This is a genomic window from Rhizobium sp. LEGMi-198b, from assembly GCF_054114205.1.
Genome location: NZ_JBSYVH010000002.1, coordinates 635881 through 655355, shown reverse-complemented (window position 1 = coordinate 655355; position 19475 = coordinate 635881). Strand labels below are relative to the sequence as shown.

Sequence of the window (19475 nt, the reverse complement as noted above, 5' to 3'; positions counted from 1 at the left end):
TGAATGATCATCTCGAACGACGACGAACTGACCAAGCTGAAAGAGATCGGCCGCATCTGCGCCAACGCCATACAGGCGATGGCGGCGGCGCTGGAGCCGGGCATCACCACGCTGGAACTCGATAATATTGGCCGCAAGGTGCTGGACGATGCCGGCGCCCGCTCGGCGCCGGAACTTGTTTACAAATTTCCCGGCTCCACCTGCATCAGCGTCAATGAGGAAGTGGCGCACGGCATTCCTGGTCCGCGGGTAATCCAGGCCGGTGATCTCGTCAATCTCGACGTTTCCGCGGAGAAGGATGGTTTCTTCTCCGATACCGGCTCGTCCTTTGCTGTGCCGCCTGTCAAGCCGAAGATCGAGCGTCTTTGCCGCGATGGCAAACGGGCGCTTTGGGTCGGGCTGAACCAGGTGCGCAGCGGCGCGCCGTTCTCGAAGATCGGCCACGCCGTCGGCGCTTTCGCCCAGAAGAACCGCTATACGCTGGTCGCCAATCTCGCCAGCCACGGCATCGGCCGTTCGCTGCATGAGGAACCGGCGGAGGTGTCTACCTGGGCCGATCCCGACGAGACCCGCATCATGCAGGACGGTCTCGTCTTCACCGTCGAGCCATTCCTGTCGCTCGGCGCAAGTTGGGCGGAGGGCGGCGACGATGCCTGGACGCTCTATGCCGATCCGCGCGCGCCCACGGTTCAGTTCGAGCACACCGTCGTCGCCACCCGCAACGGACCGATGATCCTGACCTTGGCGGACAACTGAGGGATTAGACCTCAGTCTTCCGACTTCGTCTCGCCGCGGATGATATCGGCGGCGGCGCGTTCGAGAATGGCCGCGATGCGCGCGCCTTCAGCCTTGCTCCATGGATATTTCGAGCGAAGTGCCGAGCGCAGAAGCTGACGTGCGAGGTGAACATCACCGGCATCCCGACCGAACGGGCCTTCACGACCTTCATCGTCGCCGGGTTCCTCGCCGCCAAAGACGCGCCGGACATGCGCCATCTTCTCGCCGATCGCGCTGAGCTTGGCGAGCGTCGCCTCGACCAGCGCCTGGTTTTCCTCGACGCGCTTCTGACCGCTTTCGGTGATGCGGTAAAGCTTCTTCGTGCCGGTCGCTTCCACTTCGGCGAGGCCCGTCTCTTCCAGATAGGTAAGGGCGGGGTAGATGACGCCGGGGCTCGGCACATAGAAGCCGCCGGAGCGTTCTTCCAGGGTCTTGATCAGTTCATAGCCATGGCGTGGCTGCTCGGAAAGCAGGGCGAGAATGATGAGCTGCAGATCAGCGGCATCGAATTTCCGGCCGGTGCGAAAACCGCCGCCGAACATGCCGCCCTTGAAGCCTCTCATGAAGTCTCTCCTGTGCCTCCCGTGTGAATCACGGCTCTCGCCATGTCGTAGGATATATGCCTCGATGCTGTCAAAGCTATCGCCGCACATGCGATCTCTAAAGCCTCTCATTATGTTTCTCCTTCGATGATGAGGGTTTATATCGTTCGTCATGTCGTAAGACATATATCGTAAGATATAATTCTGCAAGAGGGCGCGGGATTTTTGCTGTGAAGGGGTTGCCGGATCTCTGAACGGCGACAGGTTGGCCTTCCTAAAATGGGAAACCGCGGCTGAACAATCGCATCACGATCATGGGATAAGCGATTACATCTATGTAAGAATAGCCAAGGCCGGTTGCCGCCTCTAGCGAAGTGCCTTAGGTTCGCCGCGAATAAACGTCATTGCGGTCGCTGACCCAATCAAGAAAGCTTGCCTCCCGTGTTTCACTCTTTCTTCCCCCAGCCAAAGCTGTTCTTCACCTCGATGGTGGTCTGGACGATCCTCTGCATAGCAGTCTGGTATGCGTCTCTTTCCGATTTGGGGACACATCTGGGTTTCGTCATGCCCCCAGAAGGGCAGGAGCCCTATGACCTCAGCTATTTCGTGTTGTGGGGGAATCTCTGGTTCTACGGGTTTTTCTTTTTATGCACCGCGATTTTCTGTGGGGCATGGCACATCAAAGCCTGGGATCATCCCTGGAAGCTCTGGTCGATCTGGGGCTCGGCGCTGATTATTCTGGTCACCTATTTCGGTGTCCAAGTGTCCGTCGTCGTCAATAACTTCCGCCGTCCGTTCGGGGACCTCTTGCAGGCTGCGCTTACGAAGCAGCCTGGGGTGACGGTGGAGAGTTTCTACACGTTGATGATAATCTTCGCACAGATCGCCTTCCTCAGCATGTTTGTTTCCATCCTGACGGACTTCTACACCAGCCATTATATCTTCCGCTGGCGTACGGCGATGAACAGCTTCTACATGTCGAAATGGGAAAAGCTGCGCCACATCGAAGGTGCTTCCCAGCGCGTGCAGGAAGATACGATGCGCTTTTCCAGCACCCTGGAAGGATTGGGCATCAGCCTGATCAACTCGGTGATGACGCTGATCGTCTTTCTGCCGATCTTGCTTGCGCTTTCGAGCTATGTCACCGAACTGCCGATCATCGGCAAGATTTCCCATTCGCTCTTCTGGTTGGCGCTCTTCTGGTCGGCTTTCGGCACGGTGTTGCTGGCGGTTGCCGGCATCAAGCTGCCCGGCCTGAATTTTAAGAACCAGCGTGTGGAAGCAGCTTACCGCAAGGAGCTCGTCTACGGCGAAGATAACGGCGAGCGTGCGCAGCCGGCGACCGTCGGAGAGCTCTTCGCGAACGTCAGGCGGAACTATTACCGCATTTACTTCCACTACGTCTATTTCAACGTCGCCCGCTATTTCTATCTGCAGGCCGACTCGATGTTCGTATTGTTCATGCTGGTTCCGACTTTTGTCGCCGGCGCGATCACCTACGGCATATACCAACAGATCGCGACCGCCTTCGGTCAGGTCAGCAACTCGTTCCAGTATCTCGTCAATTCCTGGACGACGATCATCGAGCTCCTGTCAATCCACAAGCGCCTCAAGGCCTTCGAAGCGGCGATCGATGACGAGCCGCTGCCGAAGATCGACCAGAGCTATCTGGAGCGCGAAGCTGGCGTCATCCACGCGGACGGCTGACGAATAAAAAAAGGCTCCGGAAACGGGGCCTTTTCAATAATGACAGTGGCAGGGAAGTGGAGCGCCAGGTTGGAAGGATAATCGAGGAGCTTCCGTTTGCCGCGCCGCCGGCCCTTCGCTTCGCTCGGGCCTCGCCCAATCGCTCCTCACCCCTGCTGCTGCTTGCCGCGCGCCGCAATCAATGGGATCGCCTCGGAATAGCTGACGCAGGCGACGCCGTCCTTATGGCAGACGTCGCTGACGAAGCGGTCAAGCGCCCGCCAATAGGCGCCGTCGTTCATTTCCACGAAATGGAAGCCGAACTGCACCGGAATGCGGTCGCCTTCATATTGTTTGGCGAAGGCGGCTTCGAAAGCATCGAAAGTGCGGTCTTCGAACGCCTTGGAATCTGCCTTGTCTTCCACGCCCTTGGAATGGTGGACATAGAGATTATAGTCCATGCCGATCACCAGATGGTGGTCGGAACCTTCGGGGATCAGCGGCAGGCCGAAGCGGTAGATGCCGTCGACCACTTGCGGCAAAGACGGCCCCTTTGTCACCAGGCTGGCGTCGTACTGGAAGCCCATGGCTTTTTCGGCCGGCACCAGGCCGTCGCTGGTCGAAAGATAGGGCGCGCGGAAGCCTTTGACGTCTTTCGTCGCAAATTCCTGCCAGCCCGGCGGCTCCTTATCCGCTTCGCCGACGTTCTTCCAGGCGTCGCGCAGCGCTATGCGCGCGTTCATAAATTCCTGCTGCCAGTCCGCCGATGTCCACTTCTTGCCATCGAAGTGGCCGCAGGCGTGGCTGGAAATATCATGACCTTCGAGATGCGCGCCCCAGATATTGGCGATGCGCGTGCGCACGTCGTCGTCGCTCTTGGCGAAGCCGACGTTCGATTTGCCGGCTTTCTGTCCCGGCGCCTGATAAGCCTTGGCCTGATCGTGGTTCATCAGGAAGGTGCAGGAGAGGAAGTAGGTGAAATGCGCGCCGTTGCGCGACGCGATCTCGCGGCTCTTCGTCCACAGCGCATTGTCATGTGCGCCGTCGAAAGAGATCATCACCAATTGCTTCGGCTTTTCCTGGGCCTCGGCGATCGCGGGCAGGGCAAGGGCAAGGGAAAGGGCGAGGGAGGCGAAAGAGACAAAACGAAACATGGGCACCGCGAAAATTGTTGAAGTGGGCACGAGTTCATCCGCAATCCATTTCACGCTTTTCACTGCGCAAACCTGCGGTTCGGAGGTCATGCCGGGCTTTCTCGTCTCCGTGCCGATCAAATGCGGCAAAGCTGCGGTCCCGCTGGCAATTTTTCGCCATAGTCGATACTGGTGTCTTTATAAGACACGAACGGGATTTCACTCATGTCACTGCTGATCCTTGGCATCATTCTTTTCCTTGGCATTCATCTGATCCGCGTCGTGATACCCGGTTTCCGTCGCTCGATGATCGCGAGCATCGGCGAGGGCGGCTGGAAGATCAGCTATTCGATTGCCAGCATCGTCACGCTGATTCTGTTGATCTACGGCTTCGGGCAAGCGCGCGACTCGACCCCGATCTGGTCTCCGCCATTCTGGATGAGCCATATCACTATTTTGCTAATGCTTTTTGCACTGATCTGTCTCGTCGCTTCGCTGCTGCCAGCCGGCCATATCGCCGTCAGGACGAAGCATCCGATGGTGCTTTCGGTAAAGATCTGGGCCTTTGCGCATCTGCTTTCCAATGGCGATGGCGCAGCCATGCTGTTGTTTGCCGCCTTCCTGGCTTGGGGCGTCATCATGCGGATCTCGCTGAAGCGGCGCGAACGTGCGGGCGAGATCTCGCTGCGGCCCTTCGTTTCGGCGAAATATGATCTTTATGCCGTCGTCATCGGTATCGTGGTCTGGGGATTGATCATTTGGAAGCTGCACGAGTGGATTATCGGGGTTTCGCCGCTCGTTATGTGACGATTTCTGCCATTCCCCCTTACAACGGCCGCAAAATGGAGTAGAAGGCCCCACTACCCATAAGCTCTTTGCAATATTTTGGCCTGGGCCGGAGACGAGAATGGCATTCAACGACGATAGCTTCATCCGCGAGGTGAACGAAGAACTGCGTTCGGACCAGTTGCGGTTCGTATGGCGCCGTTTTGGCCGGCTTATCATCGGTGGCGCCGTGCTTATCGTTCTCGGCACGGCCGCCTTTAGCGGCTATCGCTACTGGTCAGGACGCCAGGCCGGCAGCAGCGGTGATCAGTTCATTTCCGCGCTGACGCTGGCGGATCAGAACAAGACGGACGAAGCGCTGGCCGCGTTGGCGACCATCGAGAAGAGCGGCAGCGGTTCCTATCCGCTGCTGGCGCGCATGCGCGCTGCCACACTGCAGGCGCAGAAGGGCGATACGGCCGGTGCGATTGCTGCCTTCTCGGCGATCGGCAAGGAGTCCGGTGTTCCGGCCGTAATCCGGGATGCGGCTCGCCTGCGTGCGGCCTATCTGCTTGTCGATACGGGCACGTATGACCAGGTTGCCGCCGAGGCCCAGGAGTTGGCCGTGCCGGCAAACGCTTTCCGGCATTCCGCACGTGACGTGTTGGGTCTTGCCGCCTACAAGGCCGGCGATTTCGCCAAGGCGCGTCAATGGTTCCAGGCGATCGTCGACGATCCCCAGAGCCCGCGCAATGTCGGCAACCGCGCCCAGATGCTGCTCGATCTCATCACCGCATCCGGCAAGGCACCGGTCGCTAAAGGCTGAAGGGTAAATCACTAAATGAGTTTCACGGTCGCGATCGTCGGTCGCCCGAATGTCGGCAAGTCCACTCTTTTCAACCGTTTGGTTGGCAAGAAGCTGGCGCTCGTCGATGACACGCCGGGTGTAACGCGCGACCGCCGTCCTGGCGATGCGCGCCTCGTCGATCTTCGTTTTCGCATTGTCGATACCGCTGGTCTCGAAGAAGCCGACGAAGAGACGCTGGAAGGCCGCATGCGTGCCCAGACGGAGGCTGCGATCGATGAAGCAGACCTGACGCTGTTCGTCGTCGACGCCAAGATGGGTTTGACCCATGTCGACAAGACGCTCGCAGAAATGCTGCGCAAGCGCGGACGTCCGGTGGTTCTCGTCGCCAACAAATCGGAAGCGCGAGGCTCTGACAGCGGCTTCTATGACGCTTTCACGCTCGGCCTTGGCGAGCCTTGCCCGATCTCTGCCGAACATGGCCAGGGTATGATGGATCTGCGCGACGCTATCGTCGAGGCGCTCGGCCATGAGCGTGCCTTTCCGCCGAGAGAGGATGAGGCGGAGACGAATGTCAGCATTCCGCGCCCTGCCATGGGTGAGGACGGTGAAGAGATCGACGAAGAGCCGGCCTATGACGACACGCGGCCGTTGCGTGTCGCCATCGTCGGCCGCCCGAATGCCGGCAAGTCGACGCTGATCAATCGTTTCCTCGGCGAGGACAGGCTGCTGACCGGTCCGGAAGCCGGAATTACCCGCGACTCGATCTCGGTCGATTGGAGCTGGCGCGGCCGTACCGTGAAAATGTTCGATACCGCCGGCATGCGCCGCAAGGCCAAGGTGATTGAAAAGCTCGAAAAGCTCTCCGTCGCCGATGCGCTGCGCGCCATTCGTTTCGCCGAGACCGTAGTCATCGTCTTCGACGCCACCATTCCCTTCGAGAAGCAGGATCTTCAGATCGTCGATCTCGTCGTCCGCGAGGGCCGGGCCGCCGTGCTTGCCTTCAACAAGTGGGACATGATCGAGGATCGCCAGGCAGTGCTTGCCGACCTGCGCGAAAAGACCGACCGGCTGCTGCCGCAGGCGCGCGGTATTCGCGCCGTTCCGATTTCCGGTCAGACGGGCGAGGGATTGGACCGGTTGATGCAAGCGGTCGTCGATACCGACAAGGTCTGGAACAAGCGCGTGTCCACCGCCAAGCTCAATCGCTGGCTGGAGACACAGCAGGTTCAGCATCCGCCACCGGCGGTTTCCGGCCGGCGTATCAAGCTGAAATACATGACCCAGGTGAAGGCGCGCCCGCCGGCCTTCATGATTTCCTGCACCCGCTCGGATGCGCTGCCGGAATCCTATGTGCGCTACCTGATCAACGGCCTGCGGGAAGATTTCGCCATGCCGGGCGTGCCGATCCGCATCCATTTCCGCTCGTCGGACAATCCTTACGAGACCAAAAAGAAGCGATGACGGCCTGAGGGATCAGGCCGCGTTCTTACTGAGCGCTTCGCGCAGCTTGATGATTTCCGCTTTCAACCGTGTCAGCTCGTTCGCCGTGGTATCCGATGCATCCAGGATACAAGCGGGGATGCCGGTGGCCTTCTTCTTCAAACCGACGCCTTCGCTGGTCAGGCTGATCAGCACCTGACGCTCATCTTCCTTGCTGCGGGTGCGCTGAATGAAGCCGGCGGCTTCCAGGCGCTTCAGCAGCGGCGTTAGCGTACTTGATTCCAGGAAAAGCTTTTCGCCGATACCGCCGACGGTCTGGCCATCCTCCTCCCACAACGTCACCATGACGAGATATTGCGGATAGGTGAGGTTCAACTCATCGAGCATGGGCTTGTATAGCCGGTTCATCGCATGGTTCGCCGAATAGAGGGCGAAGCATATGAAGGTGTCCAGTTTCAGTGGGTCGTCTGTCATTTCCAGCACTCCGTAAGCGACCTTACTTAAATCGTGCAATAAATAATCGTATACATAAAAGCGCATGGGAGCCATGCATTTCTTGGTATTGCAATGCAAAGCCCCATCTGAGAACCGCGGCTGGGTATTTAGCGCCAATACGCCAAGCCCGGCCCGTTCGCGGATGGCCAATAGCACCTGCGCCGCTCCCAGGTATGTGGCGGAACATCCAAGGAATTCAATTTTGACGTTTGCTGCTGGTCATATCGACTAGAACATGAAGGCAGAGCGTCGCTGTGCGTGCCAGTGAACGCGGTGGACCGGCCAACTGTTCCCGCATGCCATAGTGCGCAGACAATATCGCCGCTGCGCCGGCGAGAGCCGGTCGTGATGTGACGCTCGTTCTTTGTCGTCTACGGGATGGAAGAGAATATTGAACGCATGCGTGCTTCGCACGAAACGGCGGCCGTCGGCGGCCGGCGAATAGCCCGCACTTTAGTGGTTTTGCGTCAACATCCGGCCGCGATGATTGGCGAGGCGGACGTTGCCGATGAATTGCGTGGTGGCAGCTTCCCAGGAATAGTTGAGCGCCAGAGCACGAGCCGCCTCGCGGGAAGAGGAGAATGCGGCAAAGCAGGCTTTCGCCAGATCTTCGTCGACGACGCCGGCCGCATCATTGCCGCCAAGGATATCGGCAGGGCCGGTGACGGGATAAGCGGCGACGGGAACGCCGCTCGCCAGCGCCTCCAAGATGGTATTGCCGAATGTATCGGTCTTTGACGGGAAGACAAAAACGTCAGCTTGCGAATAGGCATGCGCCAGCGCTTCGCCGAACTTCGAGCCGAGGAAGAGTACTTTTGGATAAAGTTTCTGCAACTCGGCCCGCGCCGGTCCGTCGCCGACGACGACCTTCGAGCCAGGCAGGTCCAGATCGAGGAAGGCCGGCAGGTTCTTTTCGAGCGCCACCCGGCCGACGGTCATGAAGATAGGGCGGGGCAGGCCGAAGGGGTTGTCTTCCAGCGGCTGCGGGCGGAAAAGCGTCGAGTCGATGCCGCGGCTCCAGGGCAGCAGATTGTGAATGCCCTTCTGCTTGAGCTCATTGGCAAGGCTCGGTGTCGCCACCATGCAGCCGGAACCGGCATTGTGAAACCATTTGACGAAGGCGTAGAGCCAGCTTTGCGGGATCGGCAGCCTGGCCGCGACATATTCGGGAAAGCGAGTGTGATAGCTCGTCGAAAACGGCATGCCGTTTTTCAGGCACCAGCGCCGCGCCGTCAGCCCGAGCGGGCCTTCTGTCGCGATATGCACATAGGTCGGCCGGACTGCTTCGATCCTGGCGGCGACCTTGCGGTAACTTGCGATCGACAGGCGGATTTCCGGGTAGGTCGGGCAAGGGACGTTGCGAAAACCTTCCGGCGTGATCATGGCGACATCGACGCCGATGCGCGCCAGTTCGCGGTTGGTATTTTCGATGGAGCGGACGACGCCATTCACCTGCGGATGCCAGGCATCGCTGACGATGAGCAGGCGCTCCGGGTTTGCGACCGGGGTTGCCCCTTCAGCCCATGCTCTGTGATCGATGTCCGACAAGCGCTGCAACATATCCAAAAACGTTCCATCCGCACCGCACCCTCATGGTGTCGGTACAACCCAATCCGGTGCAGCAAAGATGATTCCCGCGCCTGTCCTATTGTGCGGGGTGTCCATGATGGAAATATTACAGCCTTAGCCGGCGGCTTGCAGCTTTTCCGGCGGCACCAAGGCACCGTGTTCCTGAATGACCCTTGCGGCGATTTCTGCGGCAAAATGGGCGGCGGCGACGGGGTCGTCATGTTCCAGATAATGGGCAAGGAACGCGCCATTGAAGCTGTCGCCGGCGCTGGTGGTGTCGATGACCTTCGCGACCTTGACGGCTGGAACGAGCGTTTCGCCGGCATCGGTTCCGACGGTCGCGCCATCGGCACCGTTCTTGACGACGACCATATTGGCGCCGTGCAGCCGGTAACGGCGGATGGTGCCGGCGATCGAATCGTCGCCGAAATGCGAGACCTCGTCGTCGAAGCTCGGCATCACCAGCGTCGAGGCGCGCGCGCCTTCACCGATCATGGTGTGCATGGCGTCGAAGCTCGACCAGAGGCGCGGGCGCAGGTTGGGGTCGAAGACCACCAGCTTGCCGACGGCCTTTGCGCGGCGGAGCTCGGCGAGCAATGTCTCGGCGTCTTCATGCGAGAGGATCGCCAAGGTGATGCCGGAAAAATAGAGGACGTTGGCCCCCTCGATCGCGGTGCGAAGCTGATCGCCATCGGCGGCAAGCTGGCGGGCGGCCGAACTGTCGCGCCAATAGCTGAAAGAGCGCTCGCCATCCTTCAGGTTAATCATGTAGAGGCCGGGCGTCTTGCCACGGAGGCGGCGAACATTCGACGTGCCGATGTCATGCGCCTTCATGAAATTCAGCATCTCGTCCGACATCACATCATCGCCGAGGGTGGTGAAATAATCGACGGACCAATCGGCCGGCAGGCAGGCGCGGGCGTACCAGGCCGTGTTGAAGGTGTCGCCGGCAAAGCCCTTGCGCAGATATCCGTCCTCGGCCTGCGACAGCTCCACCATGCATTCGCCGATCGATAGAAAATGCCCGCCCAAGACGTCCTCCTGCGTTTTCCTTCGCTGCTGCATACGCGGATGCGGCTGCTTGAGCAAGGTGGACGGCAGGCTGCACCGTCCACCTTTTGAGCCCTATGGCCTGTCCATATGATAGCACGCCGCGGTCTGGCCGGGGCGAACTTGCTCGGTCGGCGGCATCTTGGTCCTGCAAATATCCGTCGCCTTCCAGCAGCGTGGCGAGAAGACGCAGCCGGCCGGTGGATTGAGCGGCGAGGGCGGGTCGCCCTGCAGGCGGATACGCTCGCGCCCGCGCGCCCGCTTCGGGTCGGGGATGGGTGCGGCGGAGAACAAGGCCTGTGTATAGGGATGGGCTGGATGGTCGAAGACGGTGGCGGCGTCGCCCGCTTCCACCACCTTGCCAAGGTAAAGCACCAGCACGTCGTCTGAGATCAGCCGCACGACGGAGAGGTCATGGCTGATGAAGATCAGCGTCAGGCCGAACTCCTTGCGCAGCTTGCGCAACAGCGTAATCACCTGACCCTGGATCGATACGTCGAGGGCCGAGACCGGTTCATCGCAGACGATCAGCTTCGGCCGCGTCACGACTGCGCGGGCAATGCCGATGCGCTGCGCTTGGCCGCCGGAGAACTCATGCGGGTAGCGATTGATCATTTCCGGCACGAGCCCGACCGCCGCCATGATCTCGCGGACGCGCTCCTGCCGCTGCGCCTTTGTCAGCTTCGGCTCGAATACGGTCAGCGGCTCGGCGATGATGTCGCCGACCGTCATGCGCGGGTCGAGGGAGGCGATCGGATCCTGGAAGATGATTTGCATGTCGCGGCGGGCGGCACGCATTTCCTCTTCGGAAAGATTCAGCAGGTTTCCGCCTTGCCACATGATGCGGCCCTTCTGCGCCTTGATCAGCCGCAGGATGGAACGGCCGAGTGTCGACTTGCCGCACCCGGATTCGCCGACGATGCCAAGCGTGCGCCCGGTCTTCAGCTCGAAGCTGACATCATTGACCGCCGTCAGGACCAACGGCGGTTTGAAGAGAGATTTCGATGGCAGCTCGAATTCGGTGGTCAGGTGCTCGACCTTCAGAAGCGTGTGTTCAGCCATGGATGAGGCTCCGTTCCTGCTGGGCAGAGAGGGGATGGAAGCAGGCGGCGCAGCGTTGCGGCGCAAGCCGGTCGAGCGGCGGCGGCGCGTCCAGGCAGTCGTCCTGCACATGGGCGCAGCGCGGCGAGAAAGAACAGCCGCGCGGCAGATGCATCAGGTTCGGCGGCCGGCCGGGTATGACGGCGAGATCGTCGACATCCTGATCCGGCCGCGGGATGGAGGCGTGCAGCGCCGCGGTATAGGGATGGGCTGGATTTTCGAAGAGCTCTTCGACCGGTGCCTCCTCGACAATGCGGCCGGCATACATGACGGCGACGCGATCGGCGAGACCGGCAACGACGCCGAGGTCATGGGTGATCATGACGAGCGCCGTGTTCATTTCCGCCGTCAGCTCGTTGAAGAGATCGAGGATCTGCGCCTGGATGGTGACGTCGAGCGCCGTCGTCGGCTCGTCGGCGATCAGGAGCTTCGGCTTGGTGAGCAGCGCCATGGCGATGACGATGCGCTGGCGCATGCCGCCCGAGAGTTCGTGCGGATAGAGATTGAAACGTCGCGTCGGGTCAGGGATGCCGACGCGCTTCAGCATGTCGAGTGCTGCGGCAGACGCCGCGCGCGCCGAAAGCCCGCCATGGACTTCGAGCTGCTCGGTCAACTGCCGCGAAATGCGCAATGACGGATTAAGCGCCGTCATGGGGTCCTGGAAGACCATGGCCATGTCCTTGCCGCGCACATGGTCGAGTTCGCGCGGCTTCAGCGTCAGGAGGTCCTTGCCGTCCAAAAGCGCTTGGCCGCTGGTGCGGCCGTTCTTGGCGAGCAGGCCCATCAGGCCGAGGAAGGTCTGGCTCTTGCCGGAACCGGATTCGCCGACGATGGCGACGCGCTCGCCACGGCCGATCGTCAGGTTCATCTTCGAGACGGCGGCCACTTCGCCTTCCGGTGTACGGAAGGTGATGGAGTAGTCTTTGAGTTCGAGAAGCGTATCTGTCATGTCAGCGATCCTTCGGATCGAAAGCGTCGCGTAGGCCATCGCCGATGAAGAGCAGGCTCATCAGCAGGGCGACAAGAAAGCCGGCGGGGAAGAACAATAGCCAGGGCGTGGTCTCCATGCCGGCGGAGCCCTCGGCGATCAGCGTGCCGAGCGAGGTCAGCGGTTCCTGCACGCCGAAGCCCAGATAGGACAGGAAGCTCTCCGTCGCGATGATCTCGGGAATGGTGAGCGTCGCGTAGATGACGACCGGCCCGACGAGGTTCGGAACGATGTGCTTGAGGATGATCTTGAACGATCGCTGGCCGGAGGCCCGCGCCGCTTCGATGAATTCCCGCTGCTTGATGGAGAGCGTCTGACCACGCACGATGCGAGCCATAGTGAGCCATTCGAGCGCCCCGATCGCCGCAAACAGCAGATAGACGTTACGGCCGAAGATCACCATCAGCAGGATGACGAAGAGGACGTAGGGGAGGGCGTACATGATATCGACGAAGCGCATCATGATCGCATCGACACGACCGCCGAAATAGCCGGCGACGGCGCCATAAAGCACGCCGATAACAACCGAGACGAGGGTTGCCACCAGGGCGACGGTCAGCGAGACGCGCGTGCCGTAGAGCGTGCGGGCAAGCAGGTCGCGGCCGTTTCCGTCGGTGCCGAAATAATGGCCGGCGACGAAGTCCGGTGGGCCGCGGAAGGAGGTCCAATCCGGATCTTCATAGTTGAAGGGCAGGAAATACGGGCCGAATATGGCAACCAGAATCAGCACTGCCAGCACGATCAGCGACAGCGCGGCAGCCTTGTTGCGGAGCAGGCGACGCATCGCATCGCCGGTGAGGGAGCGCCCCTTGGGTGCAAGCCCCTCTGCCGAAAGCAATTCCGCTTCCAGCAATTCTCTCTTGGCGGAATTGAGGATCATCGCATTCTCACTTTCGGGTCGAGCCAGGCATAGGCGATATCGACCAGCAGATTGAGGACCACGATCAGGACCATGTAGAAAATGACCGTGCCAAGAACCATGCCGTAGTCGCGGTTCAGCGCCGCGCCGACGAAGTAGCGGCCGACGCCGGGAAGGCCGAAAATGCTTTCTACCACCAGCGAGCCGGTAAGCAGATAGCTTGCTGCGGGTCCGAGATAGGACACGACGGGCATCAAGGCGGGCTTCAAGGCGTGCCGCATAACGGTGAGCCGTGGGCCTATGCCCTTAGCCTTGGCGGTACGGATAAAGTTCTGGCTCATCACCTCGATCATCGAGCCGCGCATTAGGCGCGAAATGCGTGCCGCATGCGGCAATGTCAGAACGATGACCGGAAGGATCAGGAACCTGATCGAGCCATTGCCCCAACCGCCGACCGGCAGCCAGCCAAGCGTATTGCCGAAGACGAGCTGCAGGATCGGGGCGATGAGGAAGCTTGGCATCACAAGGCCGATGAGCAGTCCTCCGCCCAGCCAGTAGTCGGCGCTCCGGTTCTGATAGAGCGCCCCAAGACAGCCGACAACCACGCCGATGATCGTTGCAAGAACGAAGGCGGCGCCGCCGATTGTCAGCGTATAGGGAAAGCCGGACATGATCTGCTGGGTGACGGTGAAGTCCTGGTTAGCGAAAGAGGGGCCTAGATCGCCCTTCATGACGTCGCCGACATAGATCAGATATTGCTCAACCAGAGGCTTGTCGAGGTTGTAGTGAGCCGCGAGGTTGGCTTTGACTTCCGGCGGCAATGGCCTTTCGCCATCGAAGGGGCCGCCGGGAGCGAGGCGCAGAATGAAAAAACACACTGTCACGGCAATCCACAGGACGGGGATTGTCGACAGCAAACGACGGAGAGCGTAGCCAAACATGGTCTTAGACGGCCCCCTCCCGGTTTATCTGGGAAGGGGCCTGTTCCCAATTATTCTTTGATCGACAGCCAGCGAGTGCGATGGATGTCCTGGATATTATCGACGAAGCCCTGGACCTTCGGGGCGACGATGTTTTGGGAGACGTAGTAGTAGATCGGGATGGCAGCGCTGTCGTCGAGCGCGAGCTGCTCGGCCTTCTTGTAGATTTCGGCGCGCTTCTTCAGGTCGGTCTGTTCGTTGCCCCGCTTGATCAGCGCATCGTAATCCGGATTGCTCCAGCGGCCATAGTTCATTTCGACACCGGTTGAGAGCAGGTTCAGGAAGTTGATGGGATCGTTGTAGTCGGCGAGCCAGCCGGCGCGGCCGATTTCCACCTGACCGCGCTGCATTTCATCATAATGCACCTTGGTTTCGGTGTTGTAGAGCTCGATATCGACGCCGAGCGGCTTCCACATGGCGGCGATCGCAACGGCGATGCGCTTGTGGTTATCATTGGTGTTGTAGCGAAGCTGCGCTTTCAGCGGATGGTCAGGGCCGAAGCCGGCGTCCTTGAGCAGCTTCTTGGCCTCTTCGACCTTCTGCTTGTAAGGCTCATCCTTCCAGCTCACATAGGCCGGCTCGCCGTAATTGGCCGTGCCCGGCGGTACCCAGGAATACATCGGCAGCTCGCCGGTGCCGAGAATCTTCGGGCCGATGACTTCGCGGTTGACGGCCATGGAGAGGGCCTGGCGGACGCGCTTGTCGTTGAAAGGCGGCTTGGTGGCGTTCAGCACGTAATAGTAGGTGCCGAGGAACGGAACCACATGCGCCTGGCCAGGAAGGTTCTTCTGGATCCAATCAAACTGGTCGGCGGGGAAAGAGGTGAGGATATCGAATTCGCCGGCGCGATAGCGCTTCAGGGCAGCGGCCTGATCTTCCAGCGTGTAATAGTTGACGTTGTCGATCTTGATGTCCTTGGCGTCGTAATACTGGTCACTCTTGACCATGCTGACATGCGAACCGGGCACCCATTCGGTGGGCTTGTAGGGGCCGTTGGTGACGATGTTGCCGATCTTGACCCATTCGTCGCCCTTGGATTCCACGACATGCTTCGGCAGCGGATAGGCCGTGTAGTGCATCAACGCGTTGAGGAAGTAAGGCGTCGGATTTTCAAGAGTGATTTCCAGTGTCTTGTCATCGATTGCCTTGACGCCGAGCTGGCTGAGATCCTTGATTTCACCCTTGTTGATCTTTTCCGCATTCAGGATCGTATATTGCAGGTAGGCATATTGGGCGGCGGTTTTCGGGTCCATCAGGCGCTGGAAGGCAAAGACGAAGTCCTGAGCCGTTACCGGCTGGCCATCGGACCATTTGATGCCGTCACGCAGCTTGAAGGTATAGACCTTCTGATCGGGGGAAATGGTCCAGCTTGCTGCCTGGCCGGGGATCGGGTTGTCCTTAGGATCTTCCGTCACCAGGCCTTCGAAAATATCGCCATCGATACGGTTTTCCCAGTCGCCGGAAATTTTTTGCGGGTCGAGCGACGTCGGGTCGCCGCCGTTGTGGATATTTAGGGTCGCCGCATGTGCAGAGACGCTTAACAACGTGCCGACGAACGCCGACACGATGAACTTCTTGCTGAAATGAGTCATATCTTTCCCCACCTTTCTGGAGCTATGGGCCTTGTTTTTAAGGCTATTTTTATCCCGCAGGTGACCTGTACGTGCAGGTCAATGTCGCAAGTTATCCGATGCAACGTCGCTTTCAAGTCCTAAAGCGAGCGGCCGCTTGAGGCTGTGAATATCTACACTGGCAATTTTCCGAAATCACTTCACGAATTTTTGCGCGTTCAATCCCCGGTTCATCCTTCATCTGGTTTGCCGCTTGCCGCCCAAGGCTTAGTGTGCAATCTGAAGGGTGAGAGGAAATCGAGGCGGATTGTTTCATGAAATCAACGGACAAAGCGGCGGGAGCCGATTGGTGGCGTGGTGCGGTGATCTATCAGGTCTATCCGCGGTCGTTTCAGGATACCGACGCCAATGGGCTCGGCGATATCAAGGGTATCACTCGCCGCCTGCCGCATATTGCCTCACTCGGCGTCGATGCCATTTGGCTGGCTCCCTTCTTCACCTCGCCGATGGCCGATATGGGTTATGACGTCGCCGACTATTGCGACGTCGATCCGATCTTCGGCACGCTCGCCGACTTCGACGAGATGATGACATCAGCGCATGCGCTCGGCCTCAAGGTCATCATCGATCAGGTGATTTCGCATACGTCGGATCGCCATCCCTGGTTCGTCGAGAGCCGGGCAAGCCGCAATAATCCCAAAGCCGACTGGTATGTCTGGGCCGATCCGAAGCCGGATGGCACGGCGCCGAACAACTGGCTGTCGATCTTCGGCGGGCCTGGCTGGGAATGGGATGGCGTGCGCCGGCAATATTACCAGCACAATTTTCTGACCTCGCAGCCGGACTTGAATTTCCACAATAGCGAAGTCCAGGATGCCGTGCTTGCGGCGGTCAAGTTCTGGCTCGATCGCGGTGTTGACGGCTTCCGGTTGGATACGGTGAACTACTATTTCTGCGACAAGAAGCTGCGGGACAACCCGCCGGCCGCGGTTGCCATTGGCGGACTGGATGCGCCGGAAAGCAACCCCTATGGCATGCAGAACCACCTCCATGACAAGACGCAGCCGGAAAACATCGGCTTCCTGAAGCGCTTCCGCAAGCTGCTTGATCAGTATGAAGGGCGCACGACCGTCGGTGAAGTCGGCGACGGCGCCCGCTCGCTGCAGACGGTCGCCGCCTATACCAGCGGCGGCGACAAGCTGCACATGTGCTATACCTTCGATCTGCTAGGCCCGGACTTCACACCGGAACATTTCCGCCGCTGCGTCGGCGATTTCCAGGAAAACGTCGCCGACGGCTGGGTTTGCTGGGCTTTTTCCAACCACGACGTAAACCGTCATGTCAGCCGGTTTGCCGAAACGGAGGCCGAGCAACCGCGTGTCGCCAAATTGGCGATTTCCTTGCTGTCTACCTTGCGTGGTTCGATCTGCCTCTATCAGGGTGAGGAATTGGGCCTGCCCGAGGCGGAACTCGCGTTCGAGGATCTTCGGGACCCCTACGGCATTCGCTTCTGGCCGGCCTTCAAGGGCCGCGACGGATGCCGCACGCCGATGCCCTGGGAGGCGGGCCGGGCGCACACAGGCTTTACCACGGCAGACAAATCATGGCTGCCGGTGCCTTATCAGCACGCAGCACTTGCCGTCGACAAGCAGGAGGCGGATGCGCAGTCCGTTCTTCACCACTATCGCGAGACCCTGGCCTTCCGAAAGCGGCATGCAGCGCTGGTCGATGGCGACATGGTCTTCCTCGATACCAAGGAGGACGTCTTCGCCTTTACGCGCAAGAAGGGCGACGAAACACTGCTTTTTGTCTTCAACCTGTCTCGTAAGCCCGTAAAGGTTGCTCTGCCAAAGGGGATCAAGGTGGCGAAAGCTGTGCCGATGCCGGGCTTTGCGACCGCCAACGCCAGCGAGGTGGTGACACTCGCGGCGTTGGATGTGTTCTGCTGCCAGGTGGGGTGATCACCCAATCAGCATAAACTTGTCGACATCGACAAGGCCCCGGTCCGAGATCTTCAGATGCGGGATGACCGGCAGCGGCAGAAAGGCGAGCTGTAGGAAGGGCTCTTCCAGCGTCGCGCCGAGGGCGTAAGCTGCCTGACGCAAGTGATGCAAGGTGTCGCGAACGCTTTCATAGGGTTCAAGGCTCATCAGGCCGGCGACGGGCAGGGCGATTTCGCCGGTGACGACGCCATTTTCGACGACGACGAAGCCGCCGTTGATCTCGCTAAGACGATTAGCGGCGCGGGCCATATCGTCTTCATTGACGCCGACGACACAAATATTGTGGCTGTCGTGACCGACCGTCGAGGCGATGGCACCCTTCTTCAGGCCGAAGCCCTGAACGAAACCATTGGCATGATTGCCGTTCTTGCCGTGCCGCTCGATGACGGCGACCTTGATCACATCATTGCCGAGGTCGAGGTCGGTCTGGTTGCCTTTGACTGGCAGGCGATACCGGCGATGCTGCGTGATGATCTTTCCTGGGGTGACGCCGATCACGGAACTTTCGCCCTCGGTCACCGGCACGCCGAAATCGGCGGCGTTGATCGGGCGCGCCCTGACGCTATCGAGGCCGACCGGGGCGATGGGCTTGCGGTGGGCGAAAAGCTCCGCAGTGACGCGCCGGCCCGCGGAGAAGACGATCTCCGCCTTGCAGTTCTCCAGACTGTCGATGATGACAAGATCGGCGCGCCAACCGGGCGCCACCAGGCCGCGGTCGCGCAGGCCGAAGGCGCGGGCAGCCGAGATGGAGGCTGCGCGATAAATCGCCAGCGGCTCGACGCCGTGGGCAATGGCGGTGCGGATCATATAATCGAGATGGCCCTGTTCGGCGATGTCGAGCGGATTGCGGTCATCGGTGCAAAGCGCAAGGTAAGGCGACAGGCGTTCGGTCAGGATCGGCATCAGGGCATGCAGGTCCTTGGAGACCGAACCCTCGCGCACGAGGATATGCATGCCTTTGCGGATCTTTTCGAGCGCTTCCTCGGCGGTGGTGCATTCATGCTCGGTGCGGATGCCGGCGGCGAGATAGCCATTGAGGTCGTTGCCGCGCAGCAGCGGCGCATGGCCGTCGATATGGCCGCCCTGGAAAGCCTCGAGCTTGGCCATGCAGACGGGGTCCTTGTGCACGACGCCCGGGAAGTTCATGAATTCCGCTAGGCCGATGACCTTCGGATGGTCGCGGAAGGGCAGGAGCTTCTCGATCGGCAGGTCGGCGCCTGACGTTTCCAGATGCGTCGCCGGCACGCAGGAGGAGAGCTGGACGCGGATGTCCATGATGGTCTCCAGCGAGGACTCCAGAAAATACTGGATGCCTTCCGTGCCGAGCACATTGGCGATCTCATGCGGATCGCAGATGGCGGTAGTCACGCCATAGGGCAGGACACAGCGATCGAACTCATGCGGCGTCACCAGCGAGGATTCGATATGCAGATGCGTATCGATGAAGCCCGGAACGACGATCCGGCCGGAGATGTCGATCTCCTCGCGGCCCTGATAGCCGCCGCAGGTGCCGACGATACGATCGCCGCAGATGGCGATGTCCGAGGCAACCAGCTCGCCCGTCACCAAGTCGAAGAACCGGCCGTTTTTTAGCACGATGTCGGCAGGCTGCCGGCCGACGCCCTGGTCGATATAGCGTTCGAGTTTGGTGGTCATGGTCATCCCTCGCATATGGATCGCCCCTCATGCCGGCTCTTCTGCTGAAGCA

The 19475-nt window shown here is 60.0% G+C and carries 17 protein-coding genes; 6 read left to right on the top strand and 11 right to left on the bottom strand.

What is annotated here, in order from left to right; translation table 11 throughout:
• Window positions 1-3 precede the first annotated feature (3 nt).
• Window positions 4-756 (top strand): type I methionyl aminopeptidase, encoded by a 753-nt coding sequence (map, locus tag ACXHXG_RS09825; RefSeq protein WP_457899160.1) that lies wholly within the window; start codon window positions 4-6, stop codon window positions 754-756.
• An 11-nt stretch (window positions 757-767) separates the two neighbouring features.
• On the opposite strand, the gene ACXHXG_RS09820 is transcribed toward map, so the two are convergent.
• Window positions 768-1340 (bottom strand): PadR family transcriptional regulator, encoded by a 573-nt coding sequence (locus ACXHXG_RS09820; protein ID WP_104823816.1) that lies wholly within the window; start codon window positions 1338-1340, stop codon window positions 768-770.
• 420 nt (window positions 1341-1760) lie between these two features.
• On the opposite strand from ACXHXG_RS09820, the gene sbmA reads away from it, so the two are divergent.
• Window positions 1761-3026 carry a peptide antibiotic transporter SbmA gene (gene sbmA / locus ACXHXG_RS09815; RefSeq protein WP_457899159.1) on the top strand — a complete coding sequence of 422 codons (1266 nt, stop codon included), beginning with the start codon at window positions 1761-1763 and terminating at the stop codon, window positions 3024-3026.
• A 146-nt stretch (window positions 3027-3172) separates the two neighbouring features.
• Here sbmA and ACXHXG_RS09810 read toward each other — a convergent pair whose 3' ends face one another.
• Window positions 3173-4159: a polysaccharide deacetylase family protein gene (locus ACXHXG_RS09810; protein WP_457899158.1), complete on the bottom strand. Its 987-nt coding sequence runs from the start codon at window positions 4157-4159 to the stop codon at window positions 3173-3175.
• A 204-nt stretch (window positions 4160-4363) separates the two neighbouring features.
• On the opposite strand from ACXHXG_RS09810, the gene ACXHXG_RS09805 reads away from it, so the two are divergent.
• The 3 genes from ACXHXG_RS09805 (at window position 4364) to der (ending at window position 7172) form a co-directional block, all read left to right on the top strand.
• Window positions 4364-4945: an NnrU family protein gene (locus tag ACXHXG_RS09805; RefSeq protein WP_457899157.1), complete on the top strand. Its 582-nt coding sequence runs from the start codon at window positions 4364-4366 to the stop codon at window positions 4943-4945.
• 100 nt (window positions 4946-5045) lie between these two features.
• Window positions 5046-5729 carry a tetratricopeptide repeat protein gene (locus ACXHXG_RS09800; RefSeq protein ID WP_104823813.1) on the top strand — a complete coding sequence of 228 codons (684 nt, stop codon included), beginning with the start codon at window positions 5046-5048 and terminating at the stop codon, window positions 5727-5729.
• Window positions 5730-5744: 15 nt separating this feature from the next.
• Window positions 5745-7172 (top strand): ribosome biogenesis GTPase Der, encoded by a 1428-nt coding sequence (gene der, locus ACXHXG_RS09795; RefSeq protein WP_104823812.1) that lies wholly within the window; start codon window positions 5745-5747, stop codon window positions 7170-7172.
• A gap of 12 nt (window positions 7173-7184) precedes the next feature.
• Here the strand turns inward: der and ACXHXG_RS09790 are convergent, their stop codons facing one another.
• The 8 genes from ACXHXG_RS09790 to ACXHXG_RS09755 form a co-directional block, all read right to left on the bottom strand.
• Window positions 7185-7625 carry a MarR family winged helix-turn-helix transcriptional regulator gene (locus tag ACXHXG_RS09790; RefSeq protein WP_104823811.1) on the bottom strand — a complete coding sequence of 147 codons (441 nt, stop codon included), beginning with the start codon at window positions 7623-7625 and terminating at the stop codon, window positions 7185-7187.
• A gap of 474 nt (window positions 7626-8099) precedes the next feature.
• A complete protein-coding gene (locus ACXHXG_RS09785) occupies window positions 8100-9206 on the bottom strand; it encodes a glycosyltransferase family 4 protein (RefSeq protein ID WP_104823810.1) in 1107 nt (368 codons plus the stop codon).
• Window positions 9207-9329: 123 nt separating this feature from the next.
• On the bottom strand, window positions 9330-10247 hold the full coding sequence (locus ACXHXG_RS09780) for a sugar kinase (protein WP_457899156.1): 918 nt from the start codon (window positions 10245-10247) through the stop codon (window positions 9330-9332).
• Window positions 10248-10340: 93 nt separating this feature from the next.
• Window positions 10341-11327 (bottom strand): ABC transporter ATP-binding protein, encoded by a 987-nt coding sequence (locus ACXHXG_RS09775; protein WP_457899155.1) that lies wholly within the window; start codon window positions 11325-11327, stop codon window positions 10341-10343.
• On the bottom strand, window positions 11320-12315 hold the full coding sequence (locus ACXHXG_RS09770) for an ABC transporter ATP-binding protein (RefSeq protein ID WP_457899154.1): 996 nt from the start codon (window positions 12313-12315) through the stop codon (window positions 11320-11322). Before ACXHXG_RS09770 ends, ACXHXG_RS09775 begins: the two co-directional genes overlap by 8 nt.
• A gap of 1 nt (window position 12316) precedes the next feature.
• Entirely contained in the window at window positions 12317-13234 is a 918-nt protein-coding gene (locus ACXHXG_RS09765; protein ID WP_457899153.1) for an ABC transporter permease, read from the bottom strand.
• Entirely contained in the window at window positions 13231-14154 is a 924-nt protein-coding gene (locus ACXHXG_RS09760; RefSeq protein WP_104823805.1) for an ABC transporter permease subunit, read from the bottom strand. Before ACXHXG_RS09760 ends, ACXHXG_RS09765 begins: the two co-directional genes overlap by 4 nt.
• A gap of 50 nt (window positions 14155-14204) precedes the next feature.
• The gene (locus ACXHXG_RS09755) at window positions 14205-15785 is read right to left on the bottom strand and encodes a peptide ABC transporter substrate-binding protein (RefSeq protein ID WP_104823804.1); all 1581 of its coding nucleotides are present in this window, start codon (window positions 15783-15785) and stop codon (window positions 14205-14207) included.
• Between the two features lie 293 nt (window positions 15786-16078).
• Between ACXHXG_RS09755 and bglA the strand changes: the two genes are divergently transcribed.
• Window positions 16079-17725 carry a beta-galactosidase BglA gene (bglA, locus tag ACXHXG_RS09750; protein ID WP_104823803.1) on the top strand — a complete coding sequence of 549 codons (1647 nt, stop codon included), beginning with the start codon at window positions 16079-16081 and terminating at the stop codon, window positions 17723-17725.
• Here the strand turns inward: bglA and ade are convergent, their stop codons facing one another.
• Window positions 17726-19423: an adenine deaminase gene (gene ade, locus ACXHXG_RS09745; RefSeq protein WP_285167842.1), complete on the bottom strand. Its 1698-nt coding sequence runs from the start codon at window positions 19421-19423 to the stop codon at window positions 17726-17728.
• Between the last annotated feature and the right edge of the window lie 52 nt (window positions 19424-19475).